The following is a 13,761-nucleotide window of genomic DNA, read 5'->3' as shown; positions in this document are numbered from 1 at the left end:
AACAATTAAACTTTTGCTTTCTTTTGACAATTAAAGGGGAAAAAACGTCTAGGAGGAATGAGCAACATGAAAACAAGAAAATTGGTTACTGGGTTGACGACAGCGGCACTGGCACTGGCACTTTTAGTTTTAGTTGGCTGCGGAAATTCTGGAGGGGATTCTGCAAAAAGTGATGAGCTTTACATTTTTAATACCAAGAGTGAGATTTCCGATTCGCTGAAAGAATTGGCAAAGGATTATGAAAAGGAAACAGGGATTCAAGTGAAAACCTTCTCCCCAGGATCCGGTGCTGATGTAACAGAGACGATGAATACTGAGATGACTTCAAAAAATGCACCGGCAATTTTCGCAACCAACAGCTTGATTACTTGGGGACCAAAAGACGGCGACTTCATGTACAACCTCCAAGACAGCAGCAATGAAGAGTTGAAGAAGCTGGCTGAACAAGTTCCTGAAAACATGCGCTTGTCCGTTGATGATAAAACAAATTTTGGCTTACCTTATACTGTTGAAGGTTATGGCTATATCGTGGATAAAGATGTCTTGAAGGAGCTGTTTCCGGCAGCAGATCAAGATGCCTTGCTGACTGATTTAAAAACGGTTGATTTCCAAGGATTTACCGATTTTACGAATGGCCTGAATGAATACTTGCAATCTGATAAAGTGGCGACTTTGAGTTTGAACGGTCACGAGTACCCATTGGCAGCTGAAAAAACAGAGTTGACTAAGAGCCTCACAGGCATTTTTGTTGAAGCAGGTGCGGAAAAGTGGACCTATTCTGATCACATGATTAATGTGGCGATGAATACAGTGTTTAGCAGTTATTCCGATGCATTGTATTCTGACCCAAGCAAATTTGATGAAATGAAAGATTCACTGGTCAAATACATGGAGGTGCTGGATTACAACACTTCCCATGCAGCTGGTGAAGATGGGCCGTTAGTTCGCGGCTCTGAATTTATCAACGGGACTGTCGGTAGTTATGACAATTCCTTGCAACTATTTGCCGATCACAAAGGGGTATTTATCAAACAAGGGAACTGGATTTATCCTACTTTGAATAAATTAAATCCAGACATGTTGGCAACTCTGGATATTATTCCCATCAAAATGCCTTTTGAGCAAAAAGATATTCATTTAGAAGGTTGGACACCAGAAGATTACAACAAGACGATTCCGACATTTGTGCCTAACTATTGGATCATCAACAAGCAAGTCTCTGAAGACAAAATCAAATTGGCGGAAGATTTTCTGGTTTGGCTGTATTCATCAGACCGTGGCCTGAAATTCTTGAAAGATGAATCTGGGTTCATCTTGTTCAATGACTTGGACAGTGGTGGTAGTAACACGTTAAATGAAGCGCTGATTTCCTATTTGAAAACCGGAAAAACATTGTCGAATCCATTCAATGCTTCACCGGGCAATTTCTTGGAATATGTAGGGAACGAGTTGAAAGAAAACTATATGACTAAAAAAGAGTGGGATGCAGGAACTTATCCTGATTTTGCCGACAAAGTAATCAAGAAGTGGCAGGAACTGAAACAAGATAGTTCTTACTGAGTTTAAAGCGAGTCAAAATCGTCTTTTACGGAGGAATCTCCAATGGTTATTCGTAAAAGACGATTTTTGATAGGAGGAAAGAAGTTATGAAAAATATCTATAAGAAATGGTTTGCTCCCTTCACGATTCCGGCAGTTGTCTTGTATTCCTGTGTGGTAATCATTCCGTTTATCATCGGTTTGATCTATTCCTTCTCAGCTTGGCGGGGCGTCTATTTCGCTGGAGGTGGGAATGCGTTTGAAGCTTGGGTAGGGTTAGATAACTATCGTAAAGCATTTGAAAGTGAAAGTTTTCGTCAGGCCTTCTTCTATACAGTTAAATTTACCCTGTTAGCGGTTGTTGTTGTCAACGTCGTAGCGTTAGGATTGGCACTTTTAGTCAACAGTATTGGAAAAGCAGTTGGTTTTTTCCGTGCAACTTTTTTCCTTCCCAATTTGTTAGGCGGATTGGCACTGGGTTTTATCTGGTTGTTCATCTTTGAAAATATTTTCTCACAAGTCTTATTTGGACCAGATGGGCTATTACCAATCAGTTTTTTGACCAATATGACGCAAGACAATACTAAAAATCTGTTTGCAATGCTGATGGTCGTTACTTGGCAGATGTCTGGCTACATGATGATTATCTATATCACTGGTTTAAATAATATTCCTACTGAGTTGTATGAAGCCGCCGCGATGGATGGAGCCAACGCTTGGCAGCGATTTAAAAATATCACAATTCCTATGCTGATGCCGTCGTTCACAATTGTCTTTTTCATGGTGTTATCTGGTTGCTTCAAACTTTTGGATCCCAACGTCGCATTGACCAACGGAGAGTTCAATACCCGGATGCTGGCACTACAAATATTGCGAGCACCGCGAGACAGTTCAAATAACTATGGTTTGGCACAAGCAGAAGCAGTTATTTTCTTTGTTATTATCGCAATAGTTTCTCTGACTCAGGTTGTGATCACGAAACGAAAAGAGGTTGAAATGTAATGAAATCAGTTGGTAAGTTTAAAAAGTTTGGCTTTCTGCGTTATCTGATTTTGACTGTGCTGGCCATCTATACTTTATTTCCCATCAGTTTTTTATTAATCAACTCCTTCAAGTCACAATCAGAAATTGTTAAAACACCGTTGGCTCTTCCAAAGAAAATTGATTTCACCTATATTCGGCGGGCTATTGAAGAGATTGACTTGGGTAATTCAATCGTCTTGACAGTGATTATCACCGTGATTGCTGTGGCTTTGATCGTGTTTGTTTCTTCAACAGTTGCTTGGATGATGGTCCGTTTCAAGTCTAAAGTGTCTAGCATCATGCTGTTGTTTTTTACTTCCTCCATGCTGATTCCATTTCAGGCTGTCATGTACCCATTGATTAATATGTTTGACAATGTAGGGCTTAAAAATACACTGGGCTTGATTTTGATGTACGGTGGTTTCGGAATGAGTATGTCAATTTTCTTATACCACGGCTTTATGAAGAGTGTTCCCATCGCTTTGGAAGAGGCCGCCATAATTGATGGTGCCTCGGTTTTCCAAGTATACTTCAAAGTCATCATGCCATTGGTGCGGCCAACGACGATGACAGTAATTATTTTGAATGCGATGTGGATTTGGAACGATTATTTACTACCGTTTTTAGTTATTGGCAATGGTGAAAAGAAGACACTGACATTGGCGATCTATTTTGCCAAGATTCAATCAGGACAGTATGGGAATGCGTGGGATTTAATTTTCCCAGCAGTACTGATTACGATTGTGCCGATTATTATCTTATTTTTACTGCTGCAGAAAAATATTATCCGTGGTATCTCTGATGGTGCTGTGAAATAAGGAGTAACTTATGACAAGTAAGATGAAATGGTGGCACTCAGCCATCGGTTATCAGATTTACCCGAAAAGCTTTCAAGATACTAATCATGATGGCATTGGTGACATTGCTGGCATCACGCAGCGCCTGGATCATTTGACAGATTTGGGGGTGGATGTTGTTTGGATTAGTCCAGTCAATTTGTCTCCCATGATGGATCACGGCTACGACATTTCTGACTATTACCAAATCGATCCATCTTTTGGAAGCAACGAAGATTTTAGCGAGTTGCTGGCCAAAGCCGGTGAAAAAGGAATCAAGATTTTGATGGATTTGGTAATCAACCATACCTCTACTGAACACCCTTGGTTCAAGGCGGCTATGGCAGATTTAGATAGCGAGTATGCGGACTATTATGTCATCAAAGAAGGCCGTGAAAACGGAGCGCCGCCGAATAACTGGCGTTCCATGTTTGGCGGCAGCGCTTGGGAAAAAATCTCCGGGACGGACAATAAGTTCTACCTGCATCTTTTTACAGTAGGACAGCCGGATCTCAATTGGGAGAATCCCAAATTGCGTCAGAAACTATACGAAATGATTCGCTACTGGCTGGATCAAGGAGTAGCTGGTTTTCGGATTGATGCCATTGCCCACATTAAGAAAATCTACGACGAGAAGATCATCTCGCCAGATGGGCCGGATGGCTTGGCGACTGTTTGGGAACAATACCGCAATGCTTGTGGGATTGGTGAGTTTTTAAAGGAGATGCGAGAGGCAATTTTTGCTGATTCTGATGTGCTGACAATTGCCGAGATGGACGTGCCTGATCCTGATCAGTGGCTTGAATATTTCGGAGACAATGGGTATTTCTCCAGCATTTTTGATTTTTACCACACGCCTTACACGATTCAAGAGGAGAAATATCAGCAAGATCCCGCCGCCTTCGTAGATCTGTTGAAGCAAAAGTTATACAAAAAGCAAGTGTTGGCCAACGATCGAGTTTTCTTCACCAATTTTTTGGAAAATCACGATTTGTCGAGGATGCCCGATCGGTTGATTCCACAGAAAGACATCAGTTTTGACAGTATCACCGCCTGGAGTATGATGTACTTTTTCCTGCGGGGAATTCCAGTCATCTACCAAGGCCAAGAAATCGGAATGCGGGATTACCCGAAAACAAGTATTGATGGTTACTTGGATTTGGCAACCCATAACAGTTACCGAGATTATCTGTTGAGAGGTCTCACACCGGCAGCAGCTTTAGCAAAAATCAATCAGGAGTGCCGCGAAAATAGTCGAACACCGATGCAATGGGACGCTGGCAACTTTGCCGGATTCAGCGAGGTTTCCCCTTGGTTTGCCGTTAATCCAAATTATCCGCAGGTGAACGTAGCCTGGCAAGCCGCTGAACCAGACTCGTTGTTGAACTTTTTCAAAAAGATGACTAGCTTGCGAAAAAGCGAGAAATTAGCACCGCTGATGATTTATGGTCGAACGGTGCCGGTATTGCAAGAGGTAAAAGGACTGGTAGCTTATTATCGTGAGCGCGAGGGGCAGCGATTAGTAGTGGTAGCCAATCTAACGGCAAATATGCAAAAAATTCCGCTAAAAAAAGCTGTCAACGAGCCATTACTGAATAACCTGCCAGGGTTTATACAAACGACAGCTTATGGGGAGCTGCAACCGTATCAGAGCGTAATCTGGTACGAGACAGGAGGGGAGAGCCTTGCTACCTGAAACACGTGAATGGTGGAAAGAGGCGGTGGTCTACCAAATATATCCTAAAAGTTTTCAAGATACCGACGGAGACGGTGTCGGGGATCTGCCCGGCATCATCCAGCGATTGCCTTATTTGGAAAAGCTGGGGGTTGATGTCATCTGGATCTGTCCTATCTATAAATCACCAATGGATGATGGCGGTTATGATATCGCCGACTATTATCAAATTGATGAACGTTTTGGTACCAATGAAGATTTTGATCGCTTGTTGAGAGAAGCTGAAAAACGCGGCATCAAGGTTTTGATGGATCTGGTGGTAAATCATACCTCTGATGAGCATGAATGGTTCCAACAAGCGTTAGCCGATCCTAAAAGCAAATACCGGGATTATTATATTTTCCGTGAAGGACAAGAAGGCCAGCCGCCGAATAATTGGCGAACCTATTTCGGCGATAATGCTTGGACGCAAGTGGCAGGGGAAGAAAACATGTTTTATCTTCATGCATTTACCAAAAAGCAGCCGGACCTGAATTGGGAAAATCCCGAAGTGCGAGAAGAAATCTATCGGATGATTAATTACTGGCTGGATAAAGGACTAGGGGGCTTTCGGATCGATGCAATCCTAAATATCAAGAAGCGACTGGTCTTTGGTGAGCTGCCAGCCGATGGGGAAGATGGATTGGCATTTATCGGTCATTGGATTTTGAATCAGCCGGGAATTGAAGTCTGGTTGCAAGAAATGCAGGAGCGTTGTTTCAAACCTCATGATGCGATGACCGTCGCAGAAGCCAATGTGCCGGCAGAGCGTTTGTCGGAATACATAGGTCCGGAGGGGTATTATTCAATGGTCTTTGACTTTAGTTACACCGATATTGACGTGCCTGTTACTGGGGAGTGGTTTAAACCTAGTGGCTGGACTTGGCAACAGTTGCGGGAAAATATTTTTGACAGCCAGCTAGTGACCCAAAGCGCTGGCTGGGGAGCCTTATATCTGGAAAATCACGATCAGCCGCGCTCTATCAGTAAGTATCTACCGGCTGCTGAAAATAATGACACTGCTAAAAAAATGCTTGCCACGTTGTTTATGCTTTTGCGGGGGACACCGTTTATCTACCAAGGACAGGAGTTGGGGATGTCCAATATCGAGATGACTAGTATTGACGAGTACGATGATGTGGCTACTTATGATCAATACCAGCGGGGGATATTGGCAGGCTTGAGTGAAGGCGAGTCTTTGGCTGCCATGAACCGTCGTAGTCGTGACAATTCTCGTACACCGATGCAATGGAACGATAGTGAAAACGCGGGATTTTCGGATGCGGAAAAGACGTGGCTGAGGGTCAATCCAAACTATGTCTCATTGAATGCGGAGTCGGAATCGCCTGATCCGTATTCGGTGCTGAATTATTACCGGAAATTAACGGCTCTTCGGAAAGATAAAGACTACAAAGAAGCGGTGGTGTACGGTCTGTTTGCTCCCTTGTCGGACACTACAGATGAAATCATTGCCTATCAACGACTGTTGCCAGATGGCAAGGGTTTGACAATTGCAATCAACAACAGTGACCGTTTGATAGCTTTTAAGCTGCCGGCAGCTTTTGAAAAGCGGGTATTAGGTAATTATGAGGATTTTCCTGAAAAGAAAGCTTCTGGAAATTATCTTCTGCGTCCTTATGAAGCTTTGGTTACAACAAATTATTAACAGCAGGCGGCGGCAGTTCTGATAACCATTCGGACAGCAGTCGCCTGCTTGTGAAAAGAGGAATAGCTATGAACATTAAAAACCAAGCCATGCTAATCACTTATGCCGACAGTTTGGGAAGTGATTTGAAAGAATTGAAGAAAGTTTTGACAGATCACTTGCAAGGAGTTGTGGGAGGTGTTCACCTGTTACCATTCTTTCCTTCTACCGGGGACCGAGGATTTGCTCCTAGTGATTACCGGGTTGTCGATCCCGTTTTTGGGACATGGGAAGAAATTGAAGCCCTAGGAGAAGAGTACTACCTGATGTTTGACTTCATGATTAACCATATCTCCCGCGAATCCGAGTATTTTCAAGACTTCAAAACTCACCATGAAAGCTCACCTTATAAAGAGATGTTTATCCAAGTACACGAGTTCTTTCCCGAGGGCCGGCCAACGCAAGCTGACATCGACTTGATCTACAAACGCAAAGATAAAGCCCCTTTTCAAGAGCTGGTCTTTGAAGACGGGGAGAAGACATTGGTCTGGAATACGTTTGGGGAAGAGCAGATTGATTTGGACGTGACCAAAGCTGTGACTAAACAATTTATCCGTGATACCTTGAAGGACATGGCCAAGCATGGCTGTTCACTGATTCGTCTGGATGCTTTTGCCTATGCGATAAAAAAATTAGATACCAATGATTTCTTTGTAGAGCCGGAGATCTGGGAATTGCTGGAAGAGGTTCGTGATGAAGCAGCAAAATACGAGATTCAGCTTTTGCCGGAAATCCATGAGCATTATTCGATTCAAATGAAAATTGCAGACCACGACTATTTCATCTATGATTTCGCGCTGTCAATGCTGACTTTACATGCTTTGTACAGTGGTCGCAGCGATCGTCTGGCTAAATGGCTTGCCTTGAGTCCCATGAAACAATTCACGACGTTGGACACCCATGATGGTATCGGTGTGGTGGATGCCAGAGATTTGCTGACACAAGAAGAGCTGGACTATACCTCCGAAAAACTTTATGAAGTAGGAGCCAACGTCAAGAAGGTTTACTCTTCGGCCAGCTACAACAATCTGGATATCTATCAGATCAACAGCACTTACTACAGTGCGCTGGGAGACGATGATGCCAGCTATCTTTTGGCGCGGGCGATTCAATGCTTTGCACCAGGAATCCCGCAAATTTATTATGTAGGACTTTTAGCGGGGAAAAATGATATTCAATTGTTGGAAACTACCAAAGAAGGCCGCAACATCAACCGTCATTATTATAGTCTAGCAGAAATTGCTGAGGAGACTGAGCGACCAGTAGTCAAAGCACTGTTTGACTTGCTGCGCTTTCGTAATACCAGTCCAGCTTTTGACTTGGCGGGAGAAATCCAGGTGAAGACGCCGAGTCCTAGTGAGCTGGTGATTGTCAGAACAGGTAAAGAGGGGATACAGGCTGTTTTAAATGCTGATTTGGTGTCGAAGACATTTACTATTAGTGAAAACGGAAATCGTGTCTTTTAAGAAGAAGCTCGAAAAAAGTAATCCACCTAAAAAAGCAGCAGGACTGTATGCGGGTGTAAACCGTCAGCAGTCCTGCTGCTTTTGATCGTATTGATATGGATGGCTAACTTAGGAAAAGAGACGCTTTGTTACATATCCTTACTTGTTCGTTCCACCAATCGGGTCTTTCTGGGAGCGCCAATCACTAATGGCACGGTTTCATATAAGACGTCGCTGTATTCCAAGCCAAACCAGTTTTCTGGTGACATGGTGTGTCGTTTGATAAAGAGCTTGGCTTGAATGACTTGTCGTTCCCATTTGCTGATAACAGTGTTGTTGGAAAGCTCTTTTTGAATCAGAACAAATTGGAAATCACCGACACTACGACCAGGAGTGATGGAATACTTTTGTGGTTGTCGTGGGATACGGCCGGTTTTCATCAAGTCGTGGATGATTTGACGAATATAGACGTTGACTTCTTGCTCCACACGAAATCCTAAAAACAGTTTTACTTTGATGACAAAATCGGTGCCCATCGTATCGATTTCATATTCTTGTGTGTAAGGTTCATCGGTGACTTCCACATTGACGAACCAATAAGCTTCTGCTCGTTTTGGTCGTTTGTCCAAGATAGAATAGATGAATTGCCGTTCAATATTGTCGCCGTTGATACGGGGGACTAAAAAGACGACATTGGTTTGATAAACCGGCAGAGATTTATCGTTGCGCAAATTAGTGAGCTGTGGTAAATAATCCCGCAAGTCTGCTTCTTCTGAAACGCTTTCCTCGATAAGATTGCCCCATTCCCAGATAACCATGACAAAGAGAATAGCTAAGGCGATTAATACTGCCACAAAGCCGCCATGGAAGAATTTCACGGCGCTGGAGATGAAGAAGACCGACTCGATGGTGCCAAAAAACAAAGTAATCAATAAAGAAACAGCGATAGAGTGGCCTCGTTCTTTCATAAAGAAGAACAATAAGAAGGTTGTCATCAGCATAGTGACCGTGATGGACAATCCATAGGCTGCTTCCATATGAGAAGAGGTACGGAAGGTAATAACCACTAGTGAACAAGCGGCCCAAAGGAGGCTGTTGACCAGAGGAATGTACATTTGGCCGATAGTTTTTCCTGGGTATAAGATTCTCATACGCGGCAATAGTTTTAATTTGATGGCTTCGGAAACCAAGGTGAAGGAACCTGAAATCAGCGCTTGTGAAGCGATGACAGCGGCAATTGTAGCAAAACCGACACCAATTACCATCCACCCGTCAGGCAACATCCGAAAGAAAGGGTTCAATTGTTCGATGGCTTGCATATCAGCCTCTTGGTAGACGCTGGTCAGCCAGGCTGCTTGCCCCAAATAATTAAGCATCAAACAAATTTTTACATAAGGCCAACTGACGTGGATGTTGCGTTTACCTACATGACCCATGTCAGAATACAAGGCCTCTGCCCCGGTAGTTGCCAAAAAAATGTTCCCTAGAATGAAGATTCCCAGATGGTTTTCAGCAGAAAACAACAGCTTCACTGCGTAATATGGATTCAAAGCCCGGATTACGCTGAGGTCCTGACTAAAGTTGACGATGCCCATAATACCTAAAAAGCTGAACCAAAGAAACATCACCGGCCCAAAGGCTTTCCCCACCAGATCGGTTCCAAAACGTTGCATAGAAAACAATATTAATAAAATGACCAATGTGATGCCGACGATGATGTTTTGATTCATACCGAAACGATCAAAAAATTCCGGAATTCCTCGCAGGCCTTCAATCGCGGTGGTAACAGTGACTGCCGGTGTCAAGACGCCATCTGCCAGTAAGGCTGCCCCGCCGATCATGGCAGGAATGATTAGGAACTTTCCTTGTTTGCGTACCAGCGTATACAAAGAAAAAATACCACCTTCGCCGTGATTATCGGCTCGTAGGGCAATCACGACATATTTGATAGTAGTCAAGAATGTCAGTGTCCAGAAGATCAGTGACACGGCACCAAGGATAAAATCGGGGTCAATAGATGCTAGACCACCGTTTTCTTCTACGATGGCTTTCATCACGTATAGCGGACTGGTTCCAATATCTCCATAGACGACCCCCATTGCTACCAATAGACCTGCAAAAGAAATCTTATGCAGATGGGGATGTTTCGACTGTTCTTCCATGCTTGATCTGCCTCCTGAAATATAGGGCTGACGGGTAATGGTCAGCCGTTTTTGTTTGATTGAAATAAAAAAAAGCGGTAATTAAGACCACTTTACGAACAAAGAGGGAAATAGTCAACTGAAAACCGGCCTATGCAAGTTTGCATGAGACCGGTAATAGAGTTAAATCAATTTATTGGCATACCATTTATTTCCCCGAAAACGCAAGTAAAAGATCGTTCCCCGCAGTGCCCATTCTGAACAGGTAACAGCAAAAAGTCCCAACAGTCCATAGCCCAGATAGATTCCAAAAAAGTAGCCCATACCAATCCGATAAAGCCACATGGAAAGCAGAGAGACCGCAGTGGTAAATTTTGCATCGCCGGCCGCCCGCAATGCAGCAGGCAGAATAAAGCTAATCGACCAGAATAAAAAGTGGGTGACAATATAGATCAAGAAAATTTGAAAAATCAAAGGCAGAACACCGGCTGGTGGATTGAATAAACTCATACCAACATTAAAAAATGGCAACAGTAGGAGATCCACTGTTAGAAAAGCGGTGCAGCCCAACAGCACAAAAGATTTTGTCAGCTTACGGGCATCTTTGATATTGTCACGGCCGATACACTGACCCACGATGGGCACCAAAGAAGTGCTCAGTGCGGAAGGAATAATTTCCGATAACTGTACCCAACTGACAGCAATGGCATTGGCAGCGATATTTTGCGTTCCCAAAGAAACAATCAAAATCTGCATGATGATTTTGCCACCATTGAAAACCAGCGATTCGGTAGCAAAAGGGATCGAAATCGTAATGATATGACGAATCTTGGTGAAAGAGGGCTGACGAAAATACTGGCGCCGAATATTCAGCAGTTCACGATTGGCATACAAGGTATAAATAGCGAAAAAGACAGCGAGAAAGCGAGAGATGTTCAAAGAATAGGTCAATCCTCTGACTCCTAGACCCAAATGGCTGACAAAGATGACGTTGCCGAGAATATAAAGGGCGTTCATCAAAAGGGAAAGTTTCAGAGAAGCTTTGGTTCGACCAATTCCGCGAAGGCTGCCATTGGTACCTTCGACCACAGCTTGCATTGGATAACTGATCAATAAACCAGTCATATAGATTTTGGCGTTGTTCATCACGGCAGGAGTGGCTTTTCCAAAGAGCAGCCCCAATACGGGATCTCTTAAAATGAGAAAAGCTGCTGTCAATATCAAGGCCATAGCAATACAGCCGAAGACAGTGCTAGCTGCCATCTGGCCCATTTCACGAAAGTTTTTACGGCCGTAATATTGCGCGATTACTACCGTTCCTCCGAGACCGACAGCAGCAAAAATCTGAACCATAAAATAATGAAGAGAGCCGACCATATTCACAGCACTGACTGCTTCAGCACCGGATGAAGAGATCATCGCAGTGTTGATAAAGTTGAAACTGACCAAAAAGAATTGATCGATGATTACCGGAACTACCAGTGAAACGATGAATGAAAAAGAGATGTCTTCTCCGGAGAACCAGTTGCGAATTCTCGAACCTGCTTTTGCCAACCAAACAACCTGCTTTCTATTGTCAATTCGAGCATGTCTAAAATTACATTGCTCACTACTGGACCTTCCTCACCACAAATTTGCGAGTTTAATTCTAGCGGACGCTAGTTATGAACCTTACAACGAGACGAGGCTTTTTTTTAGAAGAAAGTAGTGGGCACAGAGGTTTCAAGACACGCCCGTGTGAAACCACTTGCTTATACACTACAAAGCTTATCACAAACTTTAAAAAAAGCACGCCTCATTTGGAAGAGGTTTCAATCCTTCAAGTGGAAATCGTTTTTGTTTGCTGAATTCTCCATCAAGTTCTCTTCAACACAAATTGGAGAAATAAAGGATTAAGAGCGTTAGAAGGCCCTCGAGAGGACTTCGTGATACAATGGCTATAGGAAAAATAAGGCAGCAGTCCAAAGTTTCAAAAAAGTTTGATTGCTGTTATTTATAGGTAGGAGTGATTTTTTTTGGACGTTTACGGAATCAATTATCTGCAAGGGTCTGTCGGGGTTGCGGACTATATCAAGTATGGTCTGGTATTTTTTGCAATCGTCATGCTGATTTTTGCTTTTAGTACGTATCTGCGTCATCGGTTAGAGACGAAATATCGGGATTTGTCCATCATCATGTTATTGTTTCTGCTTTTCATGCTGGGTGTCCAATATGAAGAATATACCCAGGCGCAAACCAATTCTACCCAGTCATCACAAGTGGTTTCTTTTGTCAAACAAGTGGCTAAGGATCAAGGGGTGGATCCGACAGAAGTTTATGTAAACGGAACGCGAATGGCTGATCAGATGATTGTGGTAGTGAACGACCAAATTTATCGGGTATCTTTAAGCGGGGATGGGACCAATTACTTGTTGCAAGATGCCTATGTCTTTTCTGGCACTATCAATAAACACGATTGAGACGAGCTGATTAAGACAGGACTCTTCAAGAATAAGCGAATGAGTTGAATTTTTTTCATAAAAGGAGGCAGGCCGCAATGGTCTATTATTTACCGATATTTTTGAAATTTGCCTTAGGGCTGATTTGTTTGATTTTACAAATTACGATTATGGGCAAAGGGAATCTCGCCCCAACTTCGCCAATGGATCAAGTGCAAAATTACGTCTTAGGGGGCATTATCGGTGGTGTTATCTACAACGACAGCATCACCGTCTTGCAATTTGTTTTGGTGCTGATCATTTGGACGCTCTTGGTATTGGTGTTGAAGTTTGCTAAAGAACACAACCGCTGGGTAAAAGCTGTAATTGATGGTAAGCCGGTGACCTTGATTAGAAATGGTCAAGTTAATGTCCAGGAATGTCTGCGGGTGGGAATTTCCGCCAATGATTTGATGTTTAAGCTGCGTTCAAACAGCGTGTTTGAAGTGGAGAAAGTCAAATGGGCAGTGATGGAGCAAAACGGCCAGCTGAATGTTATCGCATTTGGAGATGAAATGATTCGCTTTCCAATTATTGTAGATGGACAGGCCAATTACGATTTATTGGAAATTATCGACAAAGATGTAGACTGGCTGACTCAGGAAGTCTCGGCTCAAGGCTTTGAACATCTGCGACAAATCTACTTAGGTGAATATCTAAATGGCGAAGTTTTGTTGACGCCATATATTGAAAACCAGCTGTCTTCAGGACAGTCTAGCTGAGTGTGTGTGCCAATGGTTAAATCAAGATAGTCAGTCCTTGAACTATTGAACGAATGAAAGACAAGCGACTTCCAATCTTTTTTATGGAAGTCGCTTGTCTTTTACTTGTGGCGCGCACTTGGCAGTGTTCGATTTAGAGGCGGGTGCTGGCTGATTGTCA

General features: G+C 43.2%; 10 protein-coding genes. 8 read left to right on the top strand and 2 right to left on the bottom strand.

Annotated elements, in window-relative coordinates; translation table 11 throughout:
• Positions 1–66 precede the first annotated feature (66 nt).
• The 6 genes from BAU14_RS06255 to gtfA all read left to right on the top strand — a co-directional run bounded on the left by BAU14_RS06255 (position 67) and on the right by gtfA (position 8,282).
• Positions 67–1,560 (top strand): ABC transporter substrate-binding protein, encoded by a 1,494-nt coding sequence (locus BAU14_RS06255; protein ID WP_161899230.1) that lies wholly within the window; start codon positions 67–69, stop codon positions 1,558–1,560.
• 86 nt (positions 1,561–1,646) lie between these two features.
• Positions 1,647–2,540: a carbohydrate ABC transporter permease gene (locus BAU14_RS06250; protein WP_161899229.1), complete on the top strand. Its 894-nt coding sequence runs from the start codon at positions 1,647–1,649 to the stop codon at positions 2,538–2,540.
• Complete coding sequence (locus BAU14_RS06245) at positions 2,540–3,379, top strand: carbohydrate ABC transporter permease (RefSeq protein ID WP_161899228.1); 840 nt, start codon at positions 2,540–2,542, stop codon at positions 3,377–3,379. The genes BAU14_RS06250 and BAU14_RS06245 overlap by 1 nt, the downstream gene beginning before the upstream one ends.
• A 10-nt stretch (positions 3,380–3,389) precedes the next feature.
• Positions 3,390–5,093: an alpha-glucosidase gene (locus BAU14_RS06240; RefSeq protein WP_161899227.1), complete on the top strand. Its 1,704-nt coding sequence runs from the start codon at positions 3,390–3,392 to the stop codon at positions 5,091–5,093.
• Complete coding sequence (locus BAU14_RS06235; protein ID WP_161899226.1) at positions 5,083–6,777, top strand: alpha-glucosidase; 1,695 nt, start codon at positions 5,083–5,085, stop codon at positions 6,775–6,777. Before BAU14_RS06240 ends, BAU14_RS06235 begins: the two co-directional genes overlap by 11 nt.
• Positions 6,778–6,845: 68 nt before the next feature.
• Positions 6,846–8,282, top strand: a complete 1,437-nt coding sequence (gene gtfA / locus BAU14_RS06230; RefSeq protein ID WP_161899225.1) for a sucrose phosphorylase — start codon at positions 6,846–6,848, stop codon at positions 8,280–8,282.
• Between the two features lie 128 nt (positions 8,283–8,410).
• Here the strand turns inward: gtfA and BAU14_RS06225 are convergent, their stop codons facing one another.
• Together BAU14_RS06225 and BAU14_RS06220 are read right to left on the bottom strand one after the other, a co-directional pair.
• Positions 8,411–10,423, bottom strand: a complete 2,013-nt coding sequence (locus BAU14_RS06225; protein ID WP_161899224.1) for a KUP/HAK/KT family potassium transporter — start codon at positions 10,421–10,423, stop codon at positions 8,411–8,413.
• Between the two features lie 162 nt (positions 10,424–10,585).
• The gene (locus BAU14_RS06220; RefSeq protein ID WP_161899223.1) at positions 10,586–11,956 is read right to left on the bottom strand and encodes an MATE family efflux transporter; all 1,371 of its coding nucleotides are present in this window, start codon (positions 11,954–11,956) and stop codon (positions 10,586–10,588) included.
• A 461-nt stretch (positions 11,957–12,417) separates the two neighbouring features.
• Between BAU14_RS06220 and BAU14_RS06215 the strand changes: the two genes are divergently transcribed.
• Together BAU14_RS06215 and BAU14_RS06210 are read left to right on the top strand one after the other, a co-directional pair.
• A complete protein-coding gene (locus BAU14_RS06215) occupies positions 12,418–12,861 on the top strand; it encodes a DUF3290 domain-containing protein (protein WP_161899222.1) in 444 nt (147 codons plus the stop codon).
• Positions 12,862–12,938: 77 nt separating this feature from the next.
• Complete coding sequence (locus tag BAU14_RS06210; RefSeq protein WP_161899221.1) at positions 12,939–13,601, top strand: DUF421 domain-containing protein; 663 nt, start codon at positions 12,939–12,941, stop codon at positions 13,599–13,601.
• Positions 13,602–13,761: the final 160 nt, after the last annotated feature.

Source organism: Candidatus Enterococcus leclercqii (assembly GCF_009933135.1).
In the GTDB taxonomy this organism is placed as follows: Bacteria; Bacillota; Bacilli; order Lactobacillales; family Enterococcaceae; genus Enterococcus_C; species Enterococcus_C leclercqii.
Note: the sequence above shows the minus strand (reverse complement) of the source record. Positions and strands in the feature narration are given on the sequence as shown.